This window comes from Marinospirillum minutulum DSM 6287 (genome assembly GCF_000422325.1).
GTDB lineage: Bacteria > Pseudomonadota > Gammaproteobacteria > Pseudomonadales > Halomonadaceae > Marinospirillum > Marinospirillum minutulum.
This window is the reverse complement of the sequence record NZ_AULO01000011.1, coordinates 177,790-204,284: the sequence shown is the minus strand read 5'-3', so window position 1 is coordinate 204,284 and position 26,495 is coordinate 177,790. Positions and strand designations below refer to the sequence as shown.

Annotated in this window: 19 protein-coding genes and 1 tRNA gene; 14 read left to right on the top strand and 6 right to left on the bottom strand. The window is 41.8% G+C overall.

Going from position 1 to position 26,495, the window contains the following annotated elements:
• Positions 1-2 precede the first annotated feature (2 nt).
• Positions 3-803: a glycerophosphodiester phosphodiesterase gene (locus H571_RS0106230; protein WP_084482707.1), complete on the bottom strand. Its 801-nt coding sequence runs from the start codon at positions 801-803 to the stop codon at positions 3-5.
• 35 nt (positions 804-838) lie between these two features.
• Here H571_RS0106230 and alr point away from each other — a divergent pair, with 35 nt between their 5' ends.
• The 5 genes from alr to H571_RS0106205 all read left to right on the top strand — a co-directional run bounded on the left by alr (position 839) and on the right by H571_RS0106205 (position 4,623).
• Positions 839-1,954 (top strand): alanine racemase, encoded by a 1,116-nt coding sequence (alr, locus tag H571_RS0106225; RefSeq protein ID WP_027848555.1) that lies wholly within the window; start codon positions 839-841, stop codon positions 1,952-1,954.
• Positions 1,955-1,958: 4 nt separating this feature from the next.
• Complete coding sequence (locus H571_RS0106220; protein ID WP_027848554.1) at positions 1,959-2,735, top strand: hydroxypyruvate isomerase family protein; 777 nt, start codon at positions 1,959-1,961, stop codon at positions 2,733-2,735.
• Between the two features lie 350 nt (positions 2,736-3,085).
• Positions 3,086-3,340, top strand: coding sequence for a GrxA family glutaredoxin (locus H571_RS0106215; protein ID WP_027848553.1), 255 nt, complete (start codon positions 3,086-3,088; stop codon positions 3,338-3,340).
• Between the two features lie 98 nt (positions 3,341-3,438).
• Positions 3,439-4,275, top strand: coding sequence for a 23S rRNA (adenine(2030)-N(6))-methyltransferase RlmJ (locus H571_RS0106210; RefSeq protein WP_027848552.1), 837 nt, complete (start codon positions 3,439-3,441; stop codon positions 4,273-4,275).
• Positions 4,276-4,443: 168 nt separating this feature from the next.
• Positions 4,444-4,623: a hypothetical protein gene (locus H571_RS0106205; RefSeq protein WP_027848551.1), complete on the top strand. Its 180-nt coding sequence runs from the start codon at positions 4,444-4,446 to the stop codon at positions 4,621-4,623.
• 16 nt (positions 4,624-4,639) lie between these two features.
• Here the strand turns inward: H571_RS0106205 and H571_RS0106200 are convergent, their stop codons facing one another.
• Positions 4,640-5,983 carry a Y-family DNA polymerase gene (locus H571_RS0106200; RefSeq protein WP_245562328.1) on the bottom strand — a complete coding sequence of 448 codons (1,344 nt, stop codon included), beginning with the start codon at positions 5,981-5,983 and terminating at the stop codon, positions 4,640-4,642.
• A 141-nt stretch (positions 5,984-6,124) separates the two neighbouring features.
• Here H571_RS0106200 and H571_RS14420 point away from each other — a divergent pair, with 141 nt between their 5' ends.
• Both H571_RS14420 and H571_RS0106190 read left to right on the top strand, forming a co-directional pair.
• A complete protein-coding gene (locus H571_RS14420; RefSeq protein ID WP_156887841.1) occupies positions 6,125-7,411 on the top strand; it encodes a ribonuclease J in 1,287 nt (428 codons plus the stop codon).
• Positions 7,412-7,475: 64 nt separating this feature from the next.
• Positions 7,476-7,565, top strand: a tRNA-Ser gene (locus H571_RS0106190).
• Positions 7,566-7,608: 43 nt separating this feature from the next.
• Here H571_RS0106190 and cobU read toward each other — a convergent pair.
• Positions 7,609-8,142 (bottom strand): bifunctional adenosylcobinamide kinase/adenosylcobinamide-phosphate guanylyltransferase, encoded by a 534-nt coding sequence (gene cobU, locus H571_RS0106185; protein ID WP_027848549.1) that lies wholly within the window; start codon positions 8,140-8,142, stop codon positions 7,609-7,611.
• 122 nt (positions 8,143-8,264) lie between these two features.
• Here cobU and H571_RS0106180 point away from each other — a divergent pair, with 122 nt between their 5' ends.
• From H571_RS0106180 to H571_RS0106170, 3 genes are all read left to right on the top strand, one after another.
• Positions 8,265-9,986, top strand: coding sequence for a sensor domain-containing diguanylate cyclase (locus H571_RS0106180; RefSeq protein WP_027848548.1), 1,722 nt, complete (start codon positions 8,265-8,267; stop codon positions 9,984-9,986).
• A 135-nt stretch (positions 9,987-10,121) separates the two neighbouring features.
• The gene (locus H571_RS0106175) at positions 10,122-14,609 is read left to right on the top strand and encodes a two-partner secretion domain-containing protein (RefSeq protein WP_027848547.1); all 4,488 of its coding nucleotides are present in this window, start codon (positions 10,122-10,124) and stop codon (positions 14,607-14,609) included.
• Between the two features lie 31 nt (positions 14,610-14,640).
• The gene (locus H571_RS0106170; protein WP_036217788.1) at positions 14,641-16,275 is read left to right on the top strand and encodes a ShlB/FhaC/HecB family hemolysin secretion/activation protein; all 1,635 of its coding nucleotides are present in this window, start codon (positions 14,641-14,643) and stop codon (positions 16,273-16,275) included.
• Between the two features lie 86 nt (positions 16,276-16,361).
• On the opposite strand, the gene H571_RS0106165 is transcribed toward H571_RS0106170, so the two are convergent.
• Together H571_RS0106165 and H571_RS14415 are read right to left on the bottom strand one after the other, a co-directional pair.
• Positions 16,362-17,069 (bottom strand): response regulator transcription factor, encoded by a 708-nt coding sequence (locus H571_RS0106165; protein ID WP_036217786.1) that lies wholly within the window; start codon positions 17,067-17,069, stop codon positions 16,362-16,364.
• 31 nt (positions 17,070-17,100) lie between these two features.
• Positions 17,101-19,002 carry a sensor histidine kinase gene (locus H571_RS14415; RefSeq protein ID WP_169445761.1) on the bottom strand — a complete coding sequence of 634 codons (1,902 nt, stop codon included), beginning with the start codon at positions 19,000-19,002 and terminating at the stop codon, positions 17,101-17,103.
• A 296-nt stretch (positions 19,003-19,298) separates the two neighbouring features.
• Here H571_RS14415 and H571_RS14410 point away from each other — a divergent pair, with 296 nt between their 5' ends.
• From H571_RS14410 to H571_RS0106145, 3 genes are all read left to right on the top strand, one after another.
• On the top strand, positions 19,299-21,710 hold the full coding sequence (locus H571_RS14410; RefSeq protein ID WP_169445760.1) for an EAL domain-containing protein: 2,412 nt from the start codon (positions 19,299-19,301) through the stop codon (positions 21,708-21,710).
• Between the two features lie 10 nt (positions 21,711-21,720).
• Positions 21,721-22,476, top strand: coding sequence for an EAL domain-containing protein (locus H571_RS0106150; RefSeq protein WP_027848544.1), 756 nt, complete (start codon positions 21,721-21,723; stop codon positions 22,474-22,476).
• 94 nt (positions 22,477-22,570) lie between these two features.
• Complete coding sequence (locus tag H571_RS0106145; protein WP_027848543.1) at positions 22,571-23,218, top strand: response regulator; 648 nt, start codon at positions 22,571-22,573, stop codon at positions 23,216-23,218.
• Here the strand turns inward: H571_RS0106145 and H571_RS0106140 are convergent.
• On the bottom strand, positions 23,190-25,286 hold the full coding sequence (locus H571_RS0106140) for an ATP-binding protein (protein WP_036217838.1): 2,097 nt from the start codon (positions 25,284-25,286) through the stop codon (positions 23,190-23,192). The genes H571_RS0106145 and H571_RS0106140 overlap by 29 nt on opposite strands.
• A 135-nt stretch (positions 25,287-25,421) precedes the next feature.
• Between H571_RS0106140 and H571_RS0106135 the strand changes: the two genes are divergently transcribed.
• On the top strand, positions 25,422-26,495 hold the full coding sequence (locus H571_RS0106135; RefSeq protein ID WP_027848541.1) for a hypothetical protein: 1,074 nt from the start codon (positions 25,422-25,424) through the stop codon (positions 26,493-26,495).

Genomic DNA, 26,495 nt, shown 5'->3' with positions numbered 1-26,495 from the left:
CACTAAAGTGGATCACCATAAGCACTGACTCGTTTACTCTTAGAGGCGAGTAAACGAGTAAAGCGATCTGGAAAATCAGTAAAAACACCACTAACCCCCCAAGCAACCAGTTCTTCTGCTCTAGCTAAAGAGTTAACGGTATAAACATAGGCTTCTAACCCTAGCTCACGAATACTAGCAATAGTTGCGGTGTCTAAACTATCTAAATTGGCTAGATGAATCGACCTAACTTCAAATTTGCGCACTGCATCACGCCAGTCTACTGCTAAAGTTTCATACAAAAGTGCACGAGCCAAGTTTGGAGCTAAACGCTGGGCTGCCTGCAAAGCACTAAAATCAAAACTGGATATAACTAGGTTAATAGCTGGGCAGCTTTTAAGCACTTCTAAACTACGCTCAAGCGTTACCTCCCCCAACCCTTTGGCAGCAGGTTTAATTTCTAGGTTTAACCCCAAGCCCAACTGATGAATTAAATGAACAGCCTGCGCCAGTGTTGCAATGGGGGCAGAAGGTTCACTACTGCCAACAGGTGCAGCAACTTGTAGGTTTTGCATGCGTTTCCAAGGGGTGTCTTTCACTAAAACAGGCACTTCGGCTGATAAACTAAGCACTTGATCATGGAAAATAATTGGTACTTCATCAGCTGTAAGCATTACATCTAGCTCAACCCATTCAGCACCTTGGTCTGCAGCTAGCTGAATAGCACGTAAAGTATTTTCTGGAGCAGCACCCTTTGCACCCCTATGGGCAATCACTAAACTCATCAACATGAGCAGACATTCAAAATATTCGTTAACATTCAATAAATTCTCTAAAATCCAACTATTTGGAGTTAGGCATGGCTCGCCCCCTAGTTGCAGAAATCAATCTAGCTGCATTAAGACACAATTATCAACTGGCACTTAGTCAATCTGCAACCGCTTCTGCCTTAGCCGTTGTAAAAGCTGATGCTTATGGTCATGGTGCCGTTAAAGTTGCACTTAATTTAGCAGACCTTGCCCCTGCTTTTGCTGTCGCCAGTATAGAAGAGGCAGAAGCGTTAGTAGCTGCAGGAATTACCCAACCTATTACCCTGCTAGAAGGTTTTTTTGATGCTAGCGAACTGCCCATTATTTTTGCCAGAAGCTATCAACCGCTGATTCATAGCCAGTGGCAACTAGATGAGCTAACCAACTACCTAGCAAAACATAAACTACCCGCTGCTAGTTTAAATGTCTGGTTAAAAGTAGACACGGGTATGCACCGCTTAGGTTTCCCGCTAGAGCAGGCCGCCCATGCTTATAAGCAACTAAATAGCTTAACTGCCATTAACCTAATAACCTTAACCAGTCATTTTGCTTGTGCCGATGATTTAACCAACCAAGCAACGCCCAAACAGTTAGAACAGCTAAAAAGTTTACAGCAACAGCTTAACTGCCCTATTAGTATTGCTAACTCACCAGCAACCTTAGGTTGGCCCGCAGCACAAGAAGGTTATTTACGCCCCGGCATCATGCTTTACGGCGCGTCACCCTTTGCAGCTGGGCATAACTTAGGCGACCAACTCAAAACCGTTATGACTCTAAAAAGCCAACTGATCAGTGTTAGAGACCTACCTGCAGGCGAAAGTGTCGGTTACGGTGCACGTTTCACAACTAAAAAACCCACCAAAATAGGTGTGGTTGCCTGTGGTTATGGTGATGGTTACCCAAGGCAAGCTAAGGATGGCACCCCCTTATTAGTTAACGGTATAAAATGCCACCTTGCTGGGCGCGTTTCTATGGATATGCTCATGGTCGACCTAACCAATAATCCGAGCGCTCAAGTAGGCGATGAGGTTATTCTTTGGGGAGAAAACTTATCGGTAAATGAAGTAGCAGGCTATTGTGACACCATCAGCTACACCCTTCTTACCTGCCTTTTACCTCGTGTAAAACGCCAGTACATTAATGATTTAACCCAAGTTAAAGAATAAAACCATGCAAATTGCAGCCAATATCAGCCTAATGTTTAAAGATTTACCCCTACATGAACGCCCTAAAAAAGCGGCTGAACTGGGTTTTCAAGGAATAGAAGTGCAGTTTCCTTATGAACTCCCAGTTGAAGCTTGGCAAGGGTTGCTCGAAGAAGCTGAACTACCACTTATTTTATTAAACCTGCCAGCGGGCGACTTTATGCAAGGGGGTGATGGACTTGCCTGCCACCCAAAACGCCAAGCTGAATTTACCCAAGCACTAGAATTAAGCTTGCCTTATATAGAAAAGCTGCAACCTAATGTTGTAAATGTTTTAGCAGGTAGAAAGGTAGCAACTTTTAGCCAACAAGCCTGCTTAAACCAATTAGCAAGCAACCTTATTCAGACCTGTGAAGCTTTGGCTGATTTTCCCTTAACTGTAACCTGTGAGCCAATCAATAACTTAGATCAAGCAAATTACTTAACGCCAAGCGTTGCCGACTGGAATCAGCTAGCAAAAAAAGTGGCTCAACCTAATTTTGGCCTACAGCTCGACTTATACCATGCAGCAAAAATGGAAGAAGATTTAATTCCTTTAATTAGGCAATACAGCAGCAAGATTGCCCATATACAATTTGCAGACTATCCAGAACGCAGCCACCCTGGCAGTGGAAAGCTAGATTTTAAAGCTATTTTTAATTTGCTGAACCAACAAGGGTATCAAGGCTGGCTGGCAGCAGAGTTCCCTTCTTTAGCTAGCGATAAATACGATTGGCTAACCTACTTATGCAATACCCGTTAAACAAATAGGGTTTTGTACGCAATCTCCTACAAGAGCCTAAGTCAAATGCACCTATACCCAGTATTTTTGTATCGCTAGTATAGGTGCCGAGCGTTAGGACAAGGAGTCCAGCAGCTCAACAGGCAAGAATCTCAATAGCAGTTGAGAAGTCACAGATTCACGAGATCTGCTGTCTACGCCCCGCTCTCAAAGCGGGGTGTTTCGTTATTAGAAACCCGCATCGAAAATAAGAGATATAAAGTTCTAATCAATCGATTAGTTTTTTTAGATTGGAATTAGATAGAATACTAGGCGAAAATACTAAGTATGAATTCAGTAATAGTTACCCACTCTATTTTCGAGGTGAAAAAATGCACATTGTAATTTTTGGTCGTCCTGGTTGCCCCTTCTGTGTAAGAGCCGTAGAGCTAGCAGAAAAGCTAGAAGCCTCTCAAGGCGCAACGCACCGTTATATTGATATTCATGCCGAAGGCATTACACAAGAAGACATGGAAAAAACCATTGGCAAGCCGGTAAATACCGTTCCACAAGTTTTCTTTGATAAAACCCACATAGGCGGCTACACAGAAATGGAAGCCCACGCTAAAAGCCAAGGCTGGATTTAACGCCTAGCAGCTAAAGTAACAAAAGAGCCGCCAAGTGCGGCTTTTTTGCTATTCTAGGCACAGAAATTTGCACCCCTAAACTTTTTGGATACCTAGTAATGCTTAGCTACCGTCACAGCTTCCACGCTGGCAACTTTGCCGACCTGCTTAAACACCTTACCCAAGTCTACCTACTTAACTATTTAAACCGTAAAGACAAACCCTACTTTTACCTAGATACTCATGCAGGTGCAGGGTTTTATTCACTTCACTCCCCAGAAGCTGAGAAAACAGCAGAGTATAGAGAAGGCATTGCTCGCTTATTTGCAGCCGATCCCAAGCATCCATTTTTAAAAGAATTCAAAGCATTGATTAGCAGCTTTAATACAGCAGAGCGTTTAGACTTTTATCCTGGTTCACCCGCTATTGCAGCTAAATTAATGCGCCCAACAGATAGACTTGCCCTGCATGAATTACACCCCAAAGATTACCAACTACTAAGCAACACCTTCCATCAAGATAAACGCGTCAGGGTAGAAGCGAGTGATGGTTTTGCTGCTTTAAAAGCACAACTGCCACCCAAAGAAAGGCGTGGCTTAATATTTATTGACCCTTCTTATGAAGTTAAAACCGACTACAATCTTCTTATAAAAGCTGTCAAAAATGGCTTAGAGCGTTTTGCCACAGGAACCTATGCTATTTGGTATCCTGTACTCCAAGCTCAAACAACCAATGCTTGGATAAAGCGCTTTCAAAAAGCAGGCCTACCTAACCTATTAAAAATTGAACACTCACCTTTACCCTTAACCAGTGGCCAGGGCATGACGGGTAGCGGCATGTTAATCATCAATCCACCCTACTCCCTAGCTACAGATTTTAAGAGCCTGCTACCTGAACTTAATGCGTTGCTAATACAAGGAACTCAGGGCAAATTTCTGCTAGAAGAACTCATTTGAAGCTAAAAGCAGACAATTGATTTCTATTAGACCTTTTGTGCAATGCACAAAAAAAGGCTTTCCTTTACATAAAAAAGCAGTTATTGTCTTTTCCGAACCTAAAAACACACATCAGTGGTACTCGCTTACCGCTCCTTTCCTCAACCTTACGAAGAGCAGGAGACAACTATGTCTAATAAAGGTTATGTAGCAACAGCCGGTGGTTTTTGTGTCGCAATCAGCAGCATAGCAGACACTGAAAAAACCAATACTCAAGAAAAGGCTGTAATTTCTACTAACACTGCTATGGAAAGCGCCTCATCCTCAAGTCAATCAGCCGCCACCTGTGCAATCAAAAAGTCGGCCTAAATAACCTAGCGTCTGTTCATCGTGCAGCAACCCTAGGTAAATCAGTCCAGGAAGTTGTATAAGCCGGTGAACAGGCTGTTTGCTTAGTATGCCAAGCAGCAACCTTACGACTAGCACCCAACACTAAAGTTTCACGCCCCTGCTGTTGGTTGATACTATCCATTACATCCATCAAACGCTGATTTCTAACACGCTGCTCTGCAAGCTTTGGTTGGTCTAATAAGGGCAACTGGGCAGACGATTGATCAGTTAAATCCATTAGCTGCACCCCAGCTTTCTGATAATAATAACCCTTGCGCCATATTCGCCTTAAAAGCCTTTGCGCTGCATGAAGCATTTCAGAAGTATCCGAAGTTGGCTCATCAAACACCCAGACTAGTGAATCACTATGCTGTGGTTTATCTTGGTTAAACGGGTTGGTTCTAATAAACACCGTCATAGCCTTAGCTACACTTTTTTGCTTTCTTAGTCTTTCTGCCGCACGATTAACATGACTACGTATAGCTTCAGCTACATCTAACATTTCATCGCTTGCCTGACCAAAAGAACGAGACACAACCAGTTGTTTACGTGACTTAGCCTGTTGGGTAGCAGGCTGGCAACTAATACCACGCAACTCTAATTGCGTGCGCTGCAAGTTCACAGAAAAGCGTTTTTTAATTAGGTTTTCTGAACATTCACGCAATTGCCAAGCATTATGAATACCCAATGCCTGTAGGCGCTCAGACAACCTAGCACCAATGCCCCACACATCACCTATAGCAGTAGTTTTTAATAAGTTAACTGTTTCTTCTGAGTCTGGTTCTAATAAACACACCCGCTGCCCTTCAGGTTGTTTTTTTGCAAACCGATTAGCCAACTTGGCTAGCGTGCGGTTAGGTGCAATGCCTACCCCAACCGGCAAATGCACTTCTTTAGCTACTGACTGCTCAATTGCTTGCCCTAACTCACGCAAGGTGGCTGTAAAAAAACCGGGCATAGCAACAAAAGATTCATCAATAGAATAAGACTCTACCTCATCTGAAAAGCGCCCTAACACATCATTAAAGCGACGACTCATATCAGCATAAAGCGCATAGTTAGAACTCATAAGAACAGCACGGTAACGCCTTACAAGGTGGTTAAGTTTATAGGTTGGTGTGCCCATTTCCACACCCAAAGCTTTTAATTCATCACTTCTAGCGATAACACAACCATCATTATTAGAAAGTACGGCAACTGGCCGACCTATTAATCTGGGAGCAAAAGCTCGCTCGCAGCTAACATAAAAATTGTTAACATCAACCAAAGCTACCCACTTACGGTCGGCTGTACCTCTTCTAATCGAGAGGCTAGTAACGTACTCTGCTGTCATCATCATAAAAACCTCATAACTGTTTATTTGCACAGTATAGGTTTATATACAGCTTATTTTTAGTAAAAACTTACTATCAACTTTTTAGGATCAATAGTGTTAAACACAGTAAAATCACTAATCAAACAAGGAAAAGGCCCGTTTTTTATGCCCCTAGGTGGAGCAGGTGAAATAGGAGCCAACTTTTATTTGTATGGTAGCGAAGGTTATTGGATAGCCGTTGACTGCGGCCAAGGCTTTATTAACAACCCCAGTGGTGACCCACAGGTTTTGATTCCTGACCTACAAGCTGCAAAAGATAACGGTATAAAAATACAAGCCATATTGATTACCCACGGGCATGAAGACCATATAGGTGCTTTACCGCATCTTTGGAAAAAACTTAAATGCCCTGTTTACTCAGCACCCTTTGCCCTAGAGCTAATAGCTTCTCGCATAAAAGACAAGCGCTTGCTTAGCCAGCTGCATACTATAGAACCACTTAAAAGTTATGAGTTTGGTCCTTTTAAGGTGGAGTGGATTCCTGTAACCCACTCAATACCCGAAGCCAATGGGTTGTTTATTCAAGTCAACGGACGAAGCCTCTACCATACTGGGGATTGGAAACTAGACCCTGCTCCCGTTTTAGGTAAAACAACGGCAATCAATCGCTTACAGGCTATAGGTAAGCAAGGTATAGACATTATTATTGGCGACTCAACCAATGCACCTTTAGCTGGGCACAGCGCATCAGAAACCTGTGTACAAAAAGGTTTATTAGAAATGATTCGACCCTTACCTAATCGCGTATTGGTCACCTGCTTTGCTAGTAATTTGGCACGTATTTATAGCCTAGGTAAAATTGCACAGTTAACTAAGCGGCAAGTCACCCTTTTAGGTAGAAGTATGCAGCGAATTCATGGCATAGGTAAAAAACTCAATTACCTGAATGACTTCCCAGAATTAGTGCCCGCACAAGAGCTAGGCTACCTACCACGCCATGAACAGTTAATTATTTGTACGGGCAGCCAAGGCGAACCCAAAGCAGCACTGGCTAGGCTGGCAGAAGGCAAGCATCAGTTCCTAGAACTAGAAGCAGGTGACCAGGTTATTTTTTCTTCTAAAACCATTCCTGGCAATGAAGAAGCCGTTGAACGCCTAACAGAACAGCTAGCCGCACGTAACATTCAACTATTAACGGATGAAGATGGCTTAATTCATGCTTCAGGCCACCCAGCACAGGATGAAATACGTCAGTTATACGAATGGTTACGCCCCAAACACCTATTAGCCATGCACGGCGAGGATTATCACCAAGATGCGCATTGTGAATTTGCCAAAAGTTTAGATATTAATTCTAGGTCAGCAAAAGACGGCGAAATTTATGATCTTTCCGCAGCACCAAGGCTAATGGATGCAATTGATATCCCTTTGATTCAACTAGAAAATAGGTAAATAGTGAATAATAAATAAAAAGCCTTGACGCAAAGAAATCTAGTGGTAATATACGCCCCGTGTTGGAGGGTTGGCTGAGTGGTCGAAAGCACCGGTCTTGAAAACCGACGAGGGTGTGAGCCCTCCCAGGGTTCGAATCCCTGGCCCTCCACCAACTTATTTTGTAAGCCCTTGATTCATCAAGGGTTTTTTTATGCCTAGCTTTTAACACTTAATGGCAAGCCTGCCACAGTTAACACCACTCGCTCACAAACCTCAGCCAAACGCTGATGCAATAACCCTGCTCTATCACCAAAAGCCCGTGACAAAGCATCTATAGGCATAATGCCTAAACCGGTTTCATTACCCACCAGAATTAACTCTGCCTGCCCACCAGCGGCAACTACTTCCACTAGCTCATCTAGCACCCTATCTACTTTTTGCAATAAAGCCTCATTTAAAGGTGCTTCACACAGTAACTGCGTAAGCCAAAGGGTTAAACAATCTAACAAAACTACCCCAGGTTGCTGCATAAGCTTGGCAAGCTGTTTAGGCAGTTCAGCATCAACCAATTCCCAAGTAACCCAGTTAGCAGGTCGGTAGGCTTGATGCTGTTGAATGCGCTGCTTCATTTCATCATCACCTGCCCTTGCCGTAGCGATATAATTCACTGGCAAACCCACTTCTTTAGCTAAGCTTTCTGCATAACGACTTTTGCCTGAACGCACACCACCTAAAATAAGCTGACGCATAGTCACCCCTAAATAGAAATCTCAATGCCAAAAATAAAACCCTTACCTATGCGATACTTTAATGAACAAAGGCTGCTAAAATATTTTTCTTAACGCCCTAACCAATAAATAAGGTTCTTTTAGTGGCTAGCTATCGCCTATTTTTACTGTCATTTTTCTTGTGCATCTTTAGTTTAAGTGCACTAGCCTCGCCTGCAATCAACATCAACCAAGGCGCAATAAAGCTAAAAAATTATACCCTAGAATATTTTACCGACACCTCACAAGTAATGGGTTTTGAGCAGCTACGCAATCAAACTTTTCAACCAACCAACAACACCACTACCCTAGGTAATCAAGCATCCGTTACTTGGTACCGAATAAAACTAGATAACCAAGAAAAACAACAGCAAAAACTTTACTTGCATCTACCCAAAGCCTACCACCTACGCTCAGTTGCAATTGTTGAAGAGTCTAGCCGAGCCAATAACTTACCGCTGTTGGTTAACCAAACCTTAATTAACCTTAATACTGCCAGCAGCCATCCCTTAATGTACCAAGGCACAGTGGTTTATCCCTTTGTACTGCCTGCACTAACCAGCACAACTTTATACATTAAAAGCCACGCCTATTCTCACCAATGGTTTGCAGCAGAAATTTACGACGATGAACACTCGCGTAAAGCATTGGTTGGTGGGCATTTAGATATAGCACTCTTAGTCGGCATGATGGTCGCGCTAGTCTTCTATAACAGCCTTCTTTACCTAGCCACCAGCAAAAAAGAAAACATTCTCTATTCCCTTTACCTAGTTTCAGGTCAGCTTTGGATAGCCCTTGCCTACGGATTAGTTAGCAAAGCCTTCAATGCCTATGGTGATTGGGTGTTTATGCTTAATCTAACCGTCTTCACCATGCCCATTTTTTTGGTGTTGTTTATGATGGCCATTTTTGAAACCTCGCAAACCTACCCCAAAGAGCATAAAGGCTTGCAAGCTATTCTAGCCTTATTAGTTGTTGGCTTTATTTATGGCTTATTTAATATTTCCAGCGCGTTAAAATACGCCAGCAACCTGGCTTTAATTATGATGCTAGTTACCTTCTCGGTTAGTATTTCCTTATTCCGCAAAGGCAACCCGCTAGTAAAATACTTTTTAATTGGCCACACCTTTTTTGTTATTTTTAATGCTTATGCCGTTCTTTACTACAAAGGGCTAGTAGAACCCAACTATGTAAACAGCCACGGCGTAGGTATTGGCATAGTTTTAGAAGCGCTAACCCTAGCCTTTATTATTTCTCACCGCATAAAAATACTAGAGAGCATCCGCTCTAAACAAGCCGAACTAACCAAGCAAGCGGCTACCGATCCTCTTACCCAGCTTTATAACCGCCGTTATTTTTTAGTAGAGGCCACCCACCTAGTTGAAAAAGCGCAGCAAACCAATGACCAACTAGCAGTGATGATGCTTGATATAGACCATTTTAAAGCTATAAATGACCAGCACGGGCATAAAGCAGGTGATTTAGTGTTAATTGAAGTTGCCAGTATTTTTCAAAAACTTAGCCGAGAACAAGATTTAATTGCCCGTTTTGGTGGTGAAGAATTTGTTATTCTCCTGCCCAGTGCTAACAGCCAAGCAGCAAAAGAGTGTGCTGAACGCATTCGCCAAGGCATTGCAGAACACAACATTAAACTAGATGAATCCACCAAGATAAAAATAACCACCAGTATAGGCGTAGCAGAAATGAGTATCGCCAGCCAAGAATCCATTGAAAGCACCCTTAACCGAGCCGATAAAGCCCTTTACCAAGCCAAAACCCAAGGCAGAAACCGAGTCTGCCTAGCTGAATTTAAAAAAGATTTGTAACAAAACATAAAAAAACACCCTAACTTATGTTGTTTCTTGTGAGTTTTGAGAGAATTGAGACTGACACAATAAAAAAAAACACTTCAAACTACAGCTAATCGTTATTTCTGTTAAGCAATGTAAGTTGAGGTGTCTATGAACAACCTGTTTAAAGTTGTCTGGAATAAAAACCGCCAAGTTTGGCAAGCCGTTTCTGAATATGCATCCAGTAATGGTAAAGCCACTAAAGCCAGTAGCGGCACTCGCCAAGGTGCTAATCTTTCACTTAAAAACCTTTTATCCCAGTTCGCTGCAGGCAGCCTGTTAATTATTACCCTCCCCTCCTTTGCTTTAGCTAATAATCTACCAACAGGCGGCCAAGTTACTGTTGGTAACGGGCAAATTAGCAGCAAGGGTCAAAATATGACCATTAACCAAACCAGCCAAAATATGGTGGTGGATTGGCAAAGCTTTTCTATTGGTAAAGATGCCAGCGTAAACTTTGTACAACCCAACACTCAAGCCGCAGCGCTAAACCGTGTGTTAGGTAATCAAGTCTCTAACATTCGTGGTGCACTAAAAGCCAACGGCCAAGTGTTTTTAGTTAACCCCAACGGCATTCTATTTAGCCAAACTGCGCGAGTGGATGTGGGTTCTTTGGTGGCTTCTACCCTAAACATTAGCAATCAAAACTTTATGAATGGCAATTACCGTTTTGAAGGCAGTAGTAGCAATGCGGTTATTAACCAGGGCAATATTCAAACCTTAAATGGCGGCACAGTCGCATTTATTGCTGCCAAAATTATTAATACTGGCAGCATTACCACACCTAAAGGCAACACCTTAATGGGTGCAGGTAACAAGGTGGTTTTAGACCTAGGCGGCCCCGTTAAAATTGAAGTTCAAGCATCAGAGCTTGAAACCTACATCGAACAAGGTGGTGCAATTAAAGCCGATGGTGGCACGGTTTATTTAACCGCCAAAGCCGCCAATGCTCTGACCAGCAGTGTTATTAACCACACCGGCATTACCCAGGCCCAAACCCTAGCCAGCGGTGAAGATGGCACGATTATGCTAATGGGCGATATGAATAGCGGCCTAGTGCAAGTCGCAGGCACGCTCGATGCCAGCGCACTCAATAAAGGCAATGGCGGCTTTATAGAAACCAGTGCGGCTAAGGTGCAAATTAATGATGTAAAAGTTACTACCCTAGCCAAGCAAGGCAAAACCGGCACTTGGTTGATAGACCCCGTAGATATTACTATCGCCGCTACTGGCGGTAATATTACCGGTGCCGCATTAGCCACAGCGTTACAAACAAACAACGTTACCTTAGACACCAGTGCTACTGGATCATGTACTGGTGCCGCGTGCGACACCTTAACTGGAACCAATGGTAATATTTTTGTTAATGATGATATTAAAGTGACCAGTGGTAACACAGATACCACGCTTACTCTAAAAGCGGACCGCAGCATTACAGTTGATAGCAATAAAGAAATATCATCTACATCCGGTAAGTTGAACCTGGTTTTTTGGGCACGTGCAGGCGGAGATCAAGAGGCAACCGATACACAAGCTGGCAGTGTATGGCTAAAGGAAAACTCTTCTGTTCATAGTAATGGTGGCAATATCACCATTGGCGGTGGAACTGATCCTCTCACTGGCTATGCAAAAGGTGTAGCTGGAAGTGCTCAGGAGACTCGTGGAGTAACACTAGGCGGTTCGCTTGATGCCGCGGGTGGAAATATTAACATTCGAGGCCGAGGCAAGAGCGGAACTTTTGCACGCGGTGTCAGTATTAATAGTGATATCAAAACTAACGGTACAGGAACGATTGACATACATGGGTTTTCGTCGGGTGATTCGGATGCGGTAGCATTAGGTGATGGTGCAAGGACAAGAAAAGACGGCAGTATTTCAGCAGGCACAGGCACTATCTCAATTTCTGGCAAGAAAGTTACTGGTAGCAATGCCATCAATATTAACAATGCTTCCAATATTACCAGCCAAGGGTTAGTGGTATTAGACGGTACTGATGGTTCTAAAGGAACAATCACTTCTGACTCTACTAGCACGATTAAAGCTAAAAACCTCTTAGTACTTAATTCTGATACAGTCAATTTAAAAACTGCTACCAATGATATCGAAATCTTAAGTGCTACTAATGTTGGTGCTATTGCAGTTGCCGATGCCAACTCAATAGCTATAGGCAGTGTTGATTGGAGTGGTACAAGTTACCAAGGCATTCAGGCCTCAGGAAAGCTTGAGCTTTTATATGGTCAGGGCAGTGCTGCATCAGGCAATACATCTGATTATTCTATTAAAGCCCCAGTTGATTTAACGGCTGGTCAGAATTTTTCTACCAAGTTGGGTAGTGATGGTGCCGTGGTTGACTGGACGGTTGTAACTGATGCCGCTGCTATGCAAGCTATGACACTCGGAGATGCTACTAAGAACTACGCACTAGGAACTGACTTAACTCTTACTGGAACAGACAACTGGACCCCCATAGGAATAAATAGTGACTTATTCTCAGGCATGTTTGATGGCTTAGGCCATACTATTTCTAATTTGCATATAAGCGATAGTTCAAAAGATTATATAGGACTTTTTGGATCAACAGACACAACTTCTTTAATAAAAAACATTCAGTTATCCAATGTCGATATAGAGGGTAAAAATTATGTTGCAGGGCTTGTAGGGTATGGGCGCGGAGATGTATCTAATGTTTCTGTGCAGGGTAAAGTAAAAGGAAACGACTATATAGGTGGAATTTTAGGTACAAGTAACTCTGGGGATATTAACCAATTTAGTAATCTCCAGCACTTAATCTCTAATGTTAATGTTACAGGTGTCGATTACACTGGCGGTTTAATTGGCAGTCTAAATATGTCGAATTTAAGCTCTTCATATTCTGTTGGCAGTGTAGTAGGCAATTCTAAAGTAGGTGGCCTAGTAGGTTCGTCAGATTCTACACTTTCTAGCAACCTAAATAACATTAAAAATTCCTACGCCACAGGATCAGTTAGCGGTGCTAGTGAAGTGGGTGGGCTGGTTGGTACCTTAACACGTTCCAAGTTAGAAAACTCTTACAGCTCAAACACTGTTACAGGGTCTACATTCACTGGCGGATTAATTGGAGAAGGTAGCCCTGCAAATATAACTAACTCATTTTATGACAAAGAAACAAATACTGCTGTTATGGGGGATAGTGCTTTAGGTAAAACCAAAGCTCAAATATCAGCTGCTCTTTCCAGTGTAGCAGGCTGGTCAACACACGCTGGTGGTGCAGCTGTTGCGGGCTATGAAGTAACACTACTTCCCTATCTTACAAATGTCACAAGAAATGCAGACAAGTCTGGAGTCACCACTTTGTTCGCAGGCGGAATGGGTGTTGATGGCAATGCCTATACCATCAGCAATTGGAATCAACTGCAAAACGTAGGCAACATCAATGTTGTTAATAAAGGTTATTATTTTAATTTATCAAATAACTTAGGCACTACAACCGATGGCTACACCATGCAAGTAAAAGATGGGGCTGCTTTGGCTAACGGTGACCAAGGCTGGAATCCTCTTGGTGGAAATGTCACACAATTTAATGGGAATTTTGATGGTTTAGGTCATACCATCGATAGCCTTTATATCGACCGTGTTAACCACGTTGGATTATTTGGCTATATAAATGGCGGTGCCATTATAAAGAATATTGGTGTTACTAATGCCAATGTTAAGGGTACACTAGCTACTGGCATACTTGTTGGGTTTGATACTGATTCAGTAGACAGCGGTGTATCAATATCTAATGTCTTCACATCAGGCGAAGTTACGGGTGGCTCTTCAGTGGGTGGTATTGTTGGGCGTTTTGGAAATGCTCCTGATTACAAGGGAACATTAGCCAACTCTTATTCAACGGCTAAAGTAACTTCTACAGAGCTCGGCTCACATGCCGGTGGTCTTGTTGGACTTGCTCTAGGTATAACCATTAACAACTCCTATTCAACCGCTGAAGTAAGTGCCTCTGGAAAAGACTCTCGAACCGGCGGCATTGCTGGTGGTTCCCCTGGCTCAACAATAACCAATTCTTACTATGATAAAACGACAACTACTGGTGCACATGATGAGGCAAGGTACGGAAAAACTACTGCCGAACTACAAAATGCTGCAACTTTTGAAGGTTGGGATTTAGTAGTAGACAGCAGCCTTAGTACCAGAACCCCATTTTTAGCTTGGCAGGACACTTCTAAAGGCTATAAAAAAGTGTGGGTTATAGGACCATCAAACTCTACAGGTGGAGGTACTTCTGGCGGCAGCGGCACTGCAGGTGGAGGTACTACTGGCGGTAGCGGCGCTACAGGTGGAGGTACTTCTGGCGGCAGCGGTAGTAAAGCAAATAATCTTATTGCCAGCATTCAGCAACAAACCAGCACCAACGCTAGATTAGGTTCATTTAATGCTGCTAATTTTGATAGCTCAACGGCCAACTTTTCTCAACAAACCGGTAGTTTAGAACTGGTTGAAGTGGATGAGTCTGCCGGTAACAACTTTGCTAATGCAAACACCAACAACAGCGGTTTAATGCAGGTGTTTGTGATTGAAGGCGGTCTTAATATCAGCGACCTAGATAACAGTGAACAGTAATTTAAAACCACTTATTTATAGGAGAGAAACCATGAAGAACACTCATATTAAATTACTGCCACTGTCGGTTTTAACCTTAGCTTTTTTTACAGCCAATGCAGCAACCGCACAAGATGCCCCCTTGGGGGCTGGGCAGGTTTTACAACAAAACCAAGCTAAGGAAATTGCACCTAAAAAGTCAGAAATTAATCTACAGCTGCCCGGCGATACTGGGCAAGCAGTTCAACCAGGTGGAAAAACCGTTGAGTTAATTACAGTTGCTTTCAGTGGCAACACCGTTTTTACAGATGAAGTGTTATTAGCAGAACTGGGTGAAGCATTACAGCAACCACAAGACTTAGCCGGTTTGCGCAATATGACTGAACAAATTACTAACTTTTATCGTGCCAGCGGTTACCCCTTTGCCCGTGCTTTATTGCCAGCGCAAACCTTAACCCAAGGCAAGCTACAAATTCAAATCGTGGAAGGCAAGTTTGGTGAAGTAGAAGCCACCAGTAATACTGCAGCACTGGCTGCTAAAGCCCAATCCTTTTTAACCCCTTTAAAAACGGGTGAAGTTATAGCTTCCAAGCCTTTAGAGCGCAGCCTACTTCTAATTACCGACCTGCCTGGTGTGCAAGCCACGCCTATTATTCGCCCCAGCGACACTCAAGGTGCAGGTGATTTAGAAGTAAAAGTAACGCCAGAAAAACGTGTGTCAGGTGAAGTTAGCTTAGACAATCATGGCAGCCGTTTTTCAGGTGCTTACCGTGCCAGTGGTGTTATTAAAGCCAATCGCTTACTTACCGTAGGCGATCAATTAAGCTTTTCTTGGTTGTATTCCAGTGAAGAAACTTGGTTAGGTGGCTTACAATACAGCTTACCAGTAGGCAGTTCTGGCTTAACAGCTAATGTAGGTTATGCGCATACCGATTACACCTTGGGCAAGGGTTTTGAAGGTTATGAAGGTACGGCTGCGGTAAGTTCTGCTGGGTTAAGCTACCCAGTCATTCGTAGTCAGCAAGCTAACGTGTCTGTACAAATGACTTACCAATACAAAGATTTAGATGACAAGGGTTTGTCTGGCTTTAAAAAAGCTACGGCTAGCCATAGTTTGCCGCTACAGATAAGTTTTGATAAGCGTGACGCTTTTGCAGGCGGTGGTATTACCTATGGTCAGTTTATTGTAACGCCAGGGCAATTAGACATAGAACAGTTCGGCGCGGCAGCGAAGGATCAAAGTTTTACCAAGCTGAATTTGCAAGTGGTGCGTTTACAAAGCCTGGCCGAGCGTTTAACACTAGTTACTAAATTAGATACGCAGTGGACAGATAAAAAAGACTTAGACGGGTCTGAAAGCTTTTCACTGGGTGGCCCACAAGCAGTGCGTGCCTACCCTGTTTCTGAAGGTTCGGATAGCCGTGGTTTAGTAGTTCAAATGGAAGTGCGCTACGCTACAGCCTATGGTTTAACCCCCTACACCTTTGTGGATGCAGGCCAAACCGCTCGGGGTGATGTGGATGGTTCTAAGCGCCGTATTTCAGGTGCAGGCTTGGGTAGTAGCTATGCTTGGAAAACACTACAACTAGATGCCAACCTAGCTTGGGCACTTTCTGGTGGTGACTCACAAGCCGATACCAAAGGTAATGACCCACGCTTTTGGTTAAGTGCTAAATACAGCTTTTAAGCTAATATATAAACCCAACATTATTTTAAACGCTTCACACTTTTACCAGCCTAGACTTCCACTACGGCTGGTTTTTTTCTTATTAATTACTCAACAATAAAAACCAAACCTTTACCAAAAATAGACTTAAGTGGAAGGTTAAATGCTTGCTCACGGGCTTTTTTGCGTAAACGGCTAACAATCACATCAACACGGTGTGTATCTTCTGAATAGTCTTGATGCCTGAATAAAACATCATTCAAATAAGTACGGGTAAGTATTTGGTTAGTTTGCTCTAAAAGTAGAGCTAACAATTCTTTTTCTTGCTGTGTTAAAAGTAAGTTTTCTCCCTTAGGGTTTACAAGGTTACAAGCTGAGTAGTCTATTGCCCAGTTAGGACTTTTATTTTCTGCCTTTAAAGGTAAAGTACCTTCCTGTTTATCAAGCTGCATACGCTGCCATAGGGCTTCTAACTTTTCATTAAGCTCTGCAAAGTTTACTGGCTTTACAAGATAAAGGTCTGCACCCAAACTTAAACCATTTAAATAGTCTTTTTTACCACCTCTGGCAGTAATAATAACTAAACCAAAATCACCCAACTTACTTAAATGACTAATAAGGCTAAAGCCATCTTCGCCCGGCAACCCGATATCCACTAAAAATATATCGGCTTTTTGTAAATGTAATTTGCGCCAAAAATCTTCAGCACTGGTCGCATTCCAACACTCAAAACCTTTAGCTTCCAGAAAAAAACTAAGCTCTTCTTGAAGGTCATTATTATCTTCAATTATTGCAATAGTCGGTTTTTTTAACATTATTATTTTCATCCTACTTTTTAGTTAAAATTTAGACCTTGGGTAGGCTTAATTGAAAGGTACAGCCTTGAGGCGTATTTTTAATTAACTGCAAGTCGCCACCGTGTGTTTTAACAATTTGTAAAGCAACGTACAAACCTAAACCATAGCCTTTGGTACTTGTGGAACATTCACTTTTTTGCGATAAGTTACGCTGGTAACGTTCGAACAAAAATTCAATCAACTCAGGCGCAATACCACCGCCTTGGTCTTTAACATTTAAAAAATATTGGTTATTTTTTATACTTAAATCCACGTGAATCTGCCCTTTGCGGGTGTACTTAACGGCATTATCAAGCAGGTTAGACAAAGCAATTTGTAACAAAGCCTTGTCAGCCATTACAGTGTAATCCTCTAGCTCTGTAAAACTGATTGGCTTACCTGCAAAGGATATTTTTAAAACATGCTGCTCAGAAAGTGAAGCTAAGGAGCAGGATTCTTCTAAAAGTTGTCCCCAATCTGTTTGCTCTTTTTCTAAGTTCAAGGCTTTAGCTGAAATGCGTGAATCAGCTAGGCAGTTATCGGTTAATTGCACCAAACGGTCTATCGCTTTTTGAATGCGCTGATAGCGCTGAGTTACTTGGGGTTCATCTTGCTTCATTAAGCAGAGATTTTGTATTGCCATAGAGATAACACTTAAGGGTGTACGAAATTCATGTGAAACCATACCCATAAATTGCCTTTGATGAAAGCCAGCTTCACGCTCAATCTGCAACTCTCGCTTCATTAACAAATGCTCTTGCCGTAATCCTTTTTCTTCATAAGAACGCATAACTGCCAGCACAGTGACTAAAAGCGTATTAAAAATTGGTGCATATTGCCAAATTAAGTAAATCCGCCGGTCATAACTAATCCAGCCTAAAAGAATTGCTAAAGATAAAAAACTAGCTAAAAAACAAATAAAAGGGCTTAGACCAAGCAGTAAAGTTAGTGGTCGATATTTTTCTTTATGCCAAACATAAAAAAAGCTAATAAAAAATACAATTGCAATTATTAAATAAATAATGCCTTGAACTTCAAAACCCTTACCATAAAGATCTAAAGGTGTTAATGCCACCTGAGAGACAACCAACAACATAAAACCTAACATAAATTTATAAATTTTTGGCAAATAGGTTTTAAGGTTTAAAGCTTCTACACTTACCCAGATTAAAAACGCATAAGAAACTAGCGAAGCAATATTCGTTGAATAGTGCTGTAAAGGAAAATTAATACTGGGCAGAAGCCAAGTTACATAGCCTTGAATAGAAGCAATAAGAAGGTAGACAGACGAATAACCCGTAACAGCCCAGAGTAGTCTAGATCGTATAATAAAAGCTAAAACAACGGCCAAAAAAGTTGAGATAGCAGCCAAGCCCAAATAAAAGCTTAAATAACTGGTTTGTTTAGCCGTGTACTCTACAAACGCTTGAGGTTGCCACAAACTGGCTTCAAAAATTACCGTACTAATTGTTTTGATACGCACCACAAACTCGTAACCTAAATGCGGTGATTGGGTTTGTGGAATTTTGAATACAGGGAAGCGGTAGTCTAAATCCCCTCTTATTCCAGGTGTAAGATCGCCAGCTTCCCGCTTAACCCATTCAGCAGCAGAATCCCCCACTGGTCGGTAATAAATAGTTACTTCATCTACAAAGTTAGGCGTAATCAGCAGTAACTGGTCTTGGTTAACAAAGTGTTCGGCAGGAAAAACCCAATGCAGCCAAAAAGTAGGCCGAACATAGCCCCTAGACAAGGGTTTATGCTGTGTTTGCAAATTACCTTGCTTTACAAGTTCTCTAAACCCTTCAAAGTCTAGCTGATGTTCATTATCAATATACAACTGATAAGCTACATCTTTCCCCACAAAAACAGGTGCGGCAAAGGTTTGAGCCGAAAAAAACAATAAGCCCAAAAAGAGCACCCACCTAAATTTATTTAAGAACAGCATCCTACCTCCAAACCCTAGCGACCAGACTAGCAGACAAGCCAACTGCTTAAACCACCACTTCTGAAACCAGCAGGATTCTAAGGCAAATCTGTAACAAATAGTTAAATAAAGCAATCAGTCAAAAATAAATGATTTTAGTTGTTAGATCATGATATTCGGTGTAACAATGGCATGAATCATGAGTTAGAATAAACCCTGCTATGGAAGCCCTAGGCCGATTCCTATTTTTCTTGCAAAACAGCCCTAAAAGACAGCTTCTAATGATTAGAAAATACTTACTTCTTCAATTTTTTTGGGTGTTAGCCGTTCTAGCTTCGCTCGTTTATAACATTAACGCTGCCTACCAAGAAACCCTAAAAAATGCCAGCGTTGCCGCAGAAGCTACAGTCAATAGAGACATTAGCTTTAGAAGCTGGGCTGCAAAAAAGGGCGGCGTTTACGTTTTTGCAAATCAAGGGACAGACTCCAACCCTTATTTAGTACACCCATTAAAAGACCTAACCACCCAAGAAGGTATAGCCCTAACTCTATTAAACCCCGCCTATTTAATTCGTGATCTGCAAGAACACTCAGTAACAGAACTAGGCATAAAAACGCGGCTAATCAGCAGAAACCCCATCAACCCTAAGAATCAAGCCGATCCATGGGAAGAAAAAATACTAGCCAGCTTTACCAACCAAAAAGAACCTATTACCGAACTAGTTGAAGTTAACAACCAAGCCTATTTCAAAAGCATTCATCCTTTTTATGTTAAAGCTGAATGCCTAAGCTGCCACGCCCACCAAGGTTATAAGGTTGGAGAGGTGCGCGGTGGTATTGCTGCCTCTGTTTTATTAGAACCCTACCTAGCCAATTACAATTCACACAAATACAAACTGCTCCTAACCCATTCTGGTGTTGCACTGCTCGGTTTTATTGGTTTATTTGCCAGTTACTCGCGAGAAAAAAAGAACAGCCTCACTCAAGAAAAACACCTCCAAGAACTGCAACTAGCGGCAACAGTGTTTGAACAGTCTTACGATGCCATAATCATTACCGACCAAAACGGAATAATCGTTGATTTAAACAACGCCTTTGAGCGTATTTCTGGTTATACAAAAGCCGAACTGGTAGGTAAAAACCCTAGCTGGCTCCAATCAAACCAACAAGACACAGAAACCTACCAAGAAATTAAAAAGGCGCTAGCTTATACAGGCCACTGGCAGGGTGAGCTGTGGAGCACAAAAAGTAACGGTGAACCTTATGCTGTTATTTTATCTGTCAACACCATTTACAATGAAAAATTCCCTAAAGAAATTACCAACTACCTAGCAGTAGCAGCTGATATTACCCATATAAAAGACAACGAAAAACAACTGCAATACCTTGCCCACTACGACACCCTAACCAACCTACCTAATGAACGGCTAATAACGCAACAATTACGCCAAGCCATTATTCAAGCAGATGCACAAAACACCCAGCTTGCCGTAGTGTATTTCGATTTAGATAGCTTTAAAAAAGTAAACGACAAGTATGGGCATGAAACAGGGGATCAGCTATTAATTGAATTAACCAAGCGAATAAAAAGACTGCTTAAGCCAGAAGACCTGTTTGGAAGATTAAGCGGGGATGAGTTTATCTTAGTTTTTACCCAGCTTGAGAACATTCAGCAGTCTACGGCGCTACTTAACGAGCTATTAGCTACTATCGCTAAACGCAGCTTGGCTAATGATGAAATAGTAAAGGTTACAGCAAGCCTAGGAGTTACCTACTACCCCCAAGACCCAAGCGACACAGAGCAGTTAATACGCCATGCAGACCAAGCCATGTACGCAGCCAAACAACAAGGTAAAAACTGCTTTGAAGTTTTTGACCCACAGCTGGATCTAAACCTACGTAATTTATCAACCAAGGCAAAAGAAGTTCAAAAAGCACTTGATAATAATGAATTTGAACTCTACTACCAACCTAAAATAAATAGCCAAACTAACCAGGTTATAGGTGCTGAAGCGCTTATACGTTGGAATCACCCAGTTAAAGGGTTATTAGCACCTGGGTTGTTTTTACCAGATATTAGTAACCACACTATTATGCAACAAGTTAGCTATTGGGTAATGCAAAATGCAGCCAAGCAACTTAATGAATGGCAGCAAGCAGGTATAAACTGCCCAATTAGCATTAATATGGACTCTAACCTATTACATGATCCAGACTTTATAACTAACTTAAAACAGGTGTTTATTGACTACCCCCACCTTAACCCTAATAACCTAGAAATTGAAGTACTAGAAAATATTGCCGTAGATGACTTAGAAAAAACATCACAAGTTTTACTACAAATAAGAAAACAAGGCGTACTCATTTCTATTGATGACTTTGGCACAGGTTATTCCTCTTTAAGCTACCTTAAACACCTGCCAGTAAACACCTTAAAAATAGACCAAAGCTTTGTACGCAATTTAATAGATGATGCAGACGACCTAGCTATAGTCAAAGGTGTTATAAGTATGGCAGATACGTTTAAACTAGCAGTTATAGCTGAAGGGGTAGAAACCCAACAACACGGCCTACGCTTACAAGAATTAGGCTGCAAATGGGTACAGGGGTATGGCATTAGCCGCCCCTTACCTAAAGACCAATTTTTACTCTGGCTAGAGCAGTGGAACAATAATGCTCAGTGGCTGAACTAGGAAGATATCCATGAACGATGAAATTGAAATAAAACGCTTTTTATGTAGCCAGTGTGCTGATGCTACTGGCTTAGGCTTTGATTTTACTATGGCATTTCAACCCATTATTAACTGCCAAACTAAAGAAATTTTTGGCTATGAAGCCCTAGTAAGAGGCTTAAATAATGAATCTGCCTACTCCATTATTTCGCAAATTAATGAAGATAACCGCTATATTTTTGATCAGCTTTGTCGGATTAAAGCGATAGAGCTAGCAACCAGATTAAAAATAACCAGTATGTTAAGCATTAACTTTTTACCTAATGCCATTTATAAGCCAGAACGCTGCATAAGAACCACCTTAGAAGCAGCACATAAGTACAACTTCCCAACTGAAAACATTATGTTTGAATTTACAGAAGTAGAAAAGCTGGAAGATAACAAGCACATACGTACAGTAGTTGAATATTATCAATCACTTGGCTTTAAAACTGCCACAGATGACTTTGGTTCAGGCTATTCAGGCTTGAATTTACTGGCAGATTTTCAAACCGACATAATAAAGCTAGATATGGAACTTATTCGTGGTATAGCTAGCAACAAAGCTCGTCAGCACATAATTAAAAACTGCTTGAGCATGTTTAAAGACTTGGGCATTCGCCCCTTAGCAGAAGGTATAGAAACCGAAGAAGAGTTTTTGTGGCTTAAAAATGCAGGCATAGAGCTGATGCAAGGCTACTACTTTGCAAGGCCTGCATTTGAAAGCTTGCCAGAAGTGCGCTTCTAGCTACCGCAACCACCACAGCAATTACCATCTTCACCGTGCACAGCTAGCTTAAAGCCACTGGCTACAACGGCTTCTTTTGGTTAAGTCTACCCTAATGCATAAAATACTTATTTTAGAAGACCTTCCCGATGTAAAAGCCTGGCTAGAAGGCATGGTACAAAGCCATTTTACTAGCGATGAAATTCACACCGCAGCTACTTTAACTGAAGCTTTAGATTTACTAAAGACTAATCAATACAAGCTTGCCTTGCTTGATATTGGGTTACCTGATGGTTCTGGATTAGATGCTTTAAAGCTAATAAAACAACAAGATGAAGCCTGTTACTGCGTAGTGACTAGCATTTTTGATGCGTCTGAATACTTGTTTACCGCACTTAAATACGGTGCGGATGGCTACATTTTAAAAAGTGAAAGCACTGAGCAGGTAGCAGAGCACTTAAAAGGCATTTTATTAGGCAAGCCGCCCTTGTCACCGGCTGTAGCTAAAAAAATGCTGCAAGCCTTTAGGCCTGAAAAAGACTTAACCGCCAGTTTGTCACCAAGAGAAGAACAAATACTTAGCCTAATTGCCAAGGGTTACAATGTGCCTGATGCTGCTAACTTACTGGCTATTTCTCATCACACGGCGGCAGGCTACTTAAAACAGGTGTATAAAAAGCTGCAAGTGAATAACCGTGCCGATGCAACCTTAAAAGCCTATGAGCTAGGCTTGGTTAGTTCAGGCAAGAAATTGGAATACTAATCTTAGCCTGCCAACTTGTGCCTAGTTGCTGGCTGTGAAAACTTCCACCCAAACTTTGGCAACGGCTTTTTAAAATATCACTGCCCCTGCCTGCTAACGGCGGATTAGCGGTTGAGTTCACACCATTATTAGTCACTAAAATAGTTAGTTTTTCATCTAGGGCTATCACAACGCTAATTTGGCTGGCTTTTGCATGGCGCAACGCATTGGTTAAACATTCCCTTAGTGCTCGCGTTAAGTGCGAAAAGAACTCTGGCTGCAATTCTACTAGCTGGTCAGACAGTGTTTCTTCCCAACTTAGCTGCACCCCTTCAGGCACTCTTTCCCTTGCTTCCCTTTGCCAGTGCGCTAGGGCATAACCAAGATCAATAGGCTCGATTTCTATACTTTGTAACAAGTTTCTTAAATCATTCAAGGCTTCTTTTGCTAGCTGGGCTGGGCGTGGTTCTTTAGCAGAATGTAAAATACTTAATAACTTAGCACCCAAATCATCGTGAATGTCTTGCCTAATACGATCACGCTCATTATTAGCCCCTTCCGTTTTTGCCACTAAAGCTTTAGCCGTTAATTGATACATGGCAAACAATGTTTGGGCATTTTTAATGTCGTTTTTAGTAAATAAACGCTGCCCCTGCCCCGCATTTTGAATAGTTAAGCTGCTTTCTTGCGTTATGCTAGGCAAAGCTAATTGCAAACCATTATTTAAAATTCTAATGTCCTGCCTAGTCACAGCGTCATAATTAACAATGAGCGGTTGAAATAAAGCTTGTAAACTTTGCTGCCAAGCATTTTCTAACTGCAATAATGTTTTTACATTCACCAGCCTAGCAACCGCCTTGGGCAACCAAGCCTCTATTGCCAAGCCCTTACGAAAACTAATGCGGTGCCAAGCCCACTGACGCAGCGGAAAATATAACCAGCCCACCACTGCCGTTGCCAAAGCCAAGGCTGAAGCATTAGAAAGGGTTAAAAAACTTGCCAAGAGCAGATCCATTAACAAAATAGCCACGCCACCCAAAAACCAAGCCCAAATAGAAAACCACCAGCGTTCTAAATCGAATAAACGGTAACGCAACACACCTAAGGCCAAGCCACCATACATCAGCAAAAAAGTAGTAAACATTAAGCCTTGTGAAGCTAAAGGCGGCATTTGCAGTAAAATAGGCAACATGATGCCCCCTGCAAAAAATACTGTACCAGCATAAATAGACAGCAACATCCAACGCACAGCGCCCCTATCTAAAGGCTTGTTGCGTGCCAACCACCACTGCACAAACGAGCCTAATAAGCCAAATAAAAACAGGCTAAACACCCATAAATAAGAACCCGTTGCTGGCCCTTGGGTAAGCTGAAAACCATCGACCAACAAATTGGCGGCAAAAACCAAGTAGGCAAAGAGGCTAATTGCATATTTAGTAATCGCCCGTGGGTAGCTCCACAAAAATGCAGTTAAAGAGGCAGAAAATAGCATAGCGCCAGCATGGTTAAGCAAAGACAAGGCATGAAACAACTGCCCATCAATTAAAAAATTTCGGGTGCTATAAACAGCAGCCGCAAAAGTAAATAATAAATAACTAAAACCCGTTAAAACAAAGGCGTTAACCCCTTGATAGTTAGGGCGTACACTTTTAATAAGCACACAAATTAAAAAGCCCAAGCTTCCACAAGTAATTTGCAACCAAAACATTGCAGGCAAGTCTTTTAATCTGCGTGATTTAGCCTCTAATTTTTCAACACTGGTATTACTTAACAACATGGTTAAGTTTTGCTGTTTTAAATGGCTTAATAATTGGCTATTTAGTGCCATTAAACTATTAAACTCTTGGTAAGTTTCTAGTGTGTCAGGCTCTTCTAGTGCTAAATGAAAAGAAGCTGGAAAACTTTCTTCACCCGCATGAAAACTAACCACAGTGAATGGTGTTTGATCTGGCTTTTTAACCTGCAAAAGCTGCTGCTCAGTAACAGAAAACTGCCAAGCAGTTTCTGGCAGCATTAGCGCACTAGTAATCACCAACACTAGCGCTAGTAATAAAAACAGTAAACCTGAATATAAGCGTAATCTAAGCAAGCTAGTTTTCTCTGTAGTTTTTTTCAATTATAAAACAACTAGCCTGCTTTAACCCCCCTATTCAGGGGGATAGAGTGACTTTTAATTTCGCCTTATATTATTGGCTATTAAATCTGCTCTTTATGGGGAAAACACATGAGAAACTATAAGAAATTACTAATAGCTGCAGCAATAACTGCTTCACTTGTAGGTTGTGGCGGCAATCAAACCCTACCATCTACTAAAGATTCAGGCGAAAAACCTTCTTTTCAAACCAGTGGTAATCCGGCTGGTATAAAAGCAGATCAACCAATCGCCATCGCTTCTTTTCGTGTGCTATTCGTAACAGAAGGCAAACGAACCCAAACTGCAGCAGATAAAGGTCGCTGGGGTAGTAGAGGTAAAGCAAGCGCTAGCGCAACCATAAAAACAACCTTAACGGGTGTGGATTCAGAACTAATGCAGCAAATTACAGATAACGCTTATCGTAATTTTAGCCAAGGTTTAACCGTACAAGGCTTTAATCTTTTACCTTTAGATAAAGTAACAGCTAATAAAGAATTTCAAAAATTAGAAAAGCGTGAAAATGGCCAAAGTGAATCAGCGCTTAAAGCCATGAAAAAAATGTTTGTAGATAATAAAGCCGACCTTAAGCAATACCCTATTTATTCACCCACAGGCTTACCTTTATTAGAAGAAACTTTTATGTGTAAGCAGCTCGACCCTTTATTTCAAAGCCTTTGTTTACCTAAAGTGGCAAGTGATATGGGCGTAACACTGTTACACGTTTCTTATGTAGTAGATTACAGCTCGTTTGATTCATCCGCCAAAGCAGGTAAACGATTCGAAACCAACTCAGTTTATGCCAATGCTAAAGTAAGTACTGGGCAGAATATTCACCTACACCCAGGCAGGACTGGACTCCTTGCTATTAGCCCTAAAGGTAAAGAGTTGTATTTTACTTTAGCAACAGATAACCCCTATCAGGGAGTAAGGGCTTTTGGTGAAACGCTAGAGGCTACTTCAACCACGGATAAGGCAGTTTCAGGGTTTAAAAACACGATGGGCATGTTAAGCGCTGTAGCTGGTGGTTCGTCAAGCTCTGACAGCACTGTAACCTATGAAATGCAGGCCAAACCAGCCATTTACCAAGCAATAGTGAACGATATGCTAACTGCCAGTTCTCAAGAAATGGTTTGGGGTTTAGAGTATTTTAAAGATAAAAAATAA

Coding starts and splice junctions, on each gene's coding strand:
- cobU (WP_027848549.1), bottom strand. CDS start 8,142: ATGCGTCAGCTTATTTTAGGTGGTGTGCGTTCAGGCAAAAGTCGTTAT.
- H571_RS14410 (WP_169445760.1), top strand. CDS start 19,299: ATGATTAGAAAATACTTACTTCTTCAATTTTTTTGGGTGTTAGCCGTT.
- H571_RS0106210 (WP_027848552.1), top strand. CDS start 3,439: ATGCTTAGCTACCGTCACAGCTTCCACGCTGGCAACTTTGCCGACCTG.
- H571_RS0106150 (WP_027848544.1), top strand. CDS start 21,721: ATGAACGATGAAATTGAAATAAAACGCTTTTTATGTAGCCAGTGTGCT.
- H571_RS0106165 (WP_036217786.1), bottom strand. CDS start 17,069: ATGTTAAAAAAACCGACTATTGCAATAATTGAAGATAATAATGACCTT.
- H571_RS0106170 (WP_036217788.1), top strand. CDS start 14,641: ATGAAGAACACTCATATTAAATTACTGCCACTGTCGGTTTTAACCTTA.
- alr (WP_027848555.1), top strand. CDS start 839: ATGGCTCGCCCCCTAGTTGCAGAAATCAATCTAGCTGCATTAAGACAC.
- H571_RS0106215 (WP_027848553.1), top strand. CDS start 3,086: ATGCACATTGTAATTTTTGGTCGTCCTGGTTGCCCCTTCTGTGTAAGA.
- H571_RS14420 (WP_156887841.1), top strand. CDS start 6,125: ATGCCCCTAGGTGGAGCAGGTGAAATAGGAGCCAACTTTTATTTGTAT.
- H571_RS0106220 (WP_027848554.1), top strand. CDS start 1,959: ATGCAAATTGCAGCCAATATCAGCCTAATGTTTAAAGATTTACCCCTA.
- H571_RS0106200 (WP_245562328.1), bottom strand. CDS start 5,983: ATGATGATGACAGCAGAGTACGTTACTAGCCTCTCGATTAGAAGAGGT.
- H571_RS0106135 (WP_027848541.1), top strand. CDS start 25,422: ATGAGAAACTATAAGAAATTACTAATAGCTGCAGCAATAACTGCTTCA.
- H571_RS0106205 (WP_027848551.1), top strand. CDS start 4,444: ATGTCTAATAAAGGTTATGTAGCAACAGCCGGTGGTTTTTGTGTCGCA.
- H571_RS0106145 (WP_027848543.1), top strand. CDS start 22,571: ATGCATAAAATACTTATTTTAGAAGACCTTCCCGATGTAAAAGCCTGG.
- H571_RS0106175 (WP_027848547.1), top strand. CDS start 10,122: ATGAACAACCTGTTTAAAGTTGTCTGGAATAAAAACCGCCAAGTTTGG.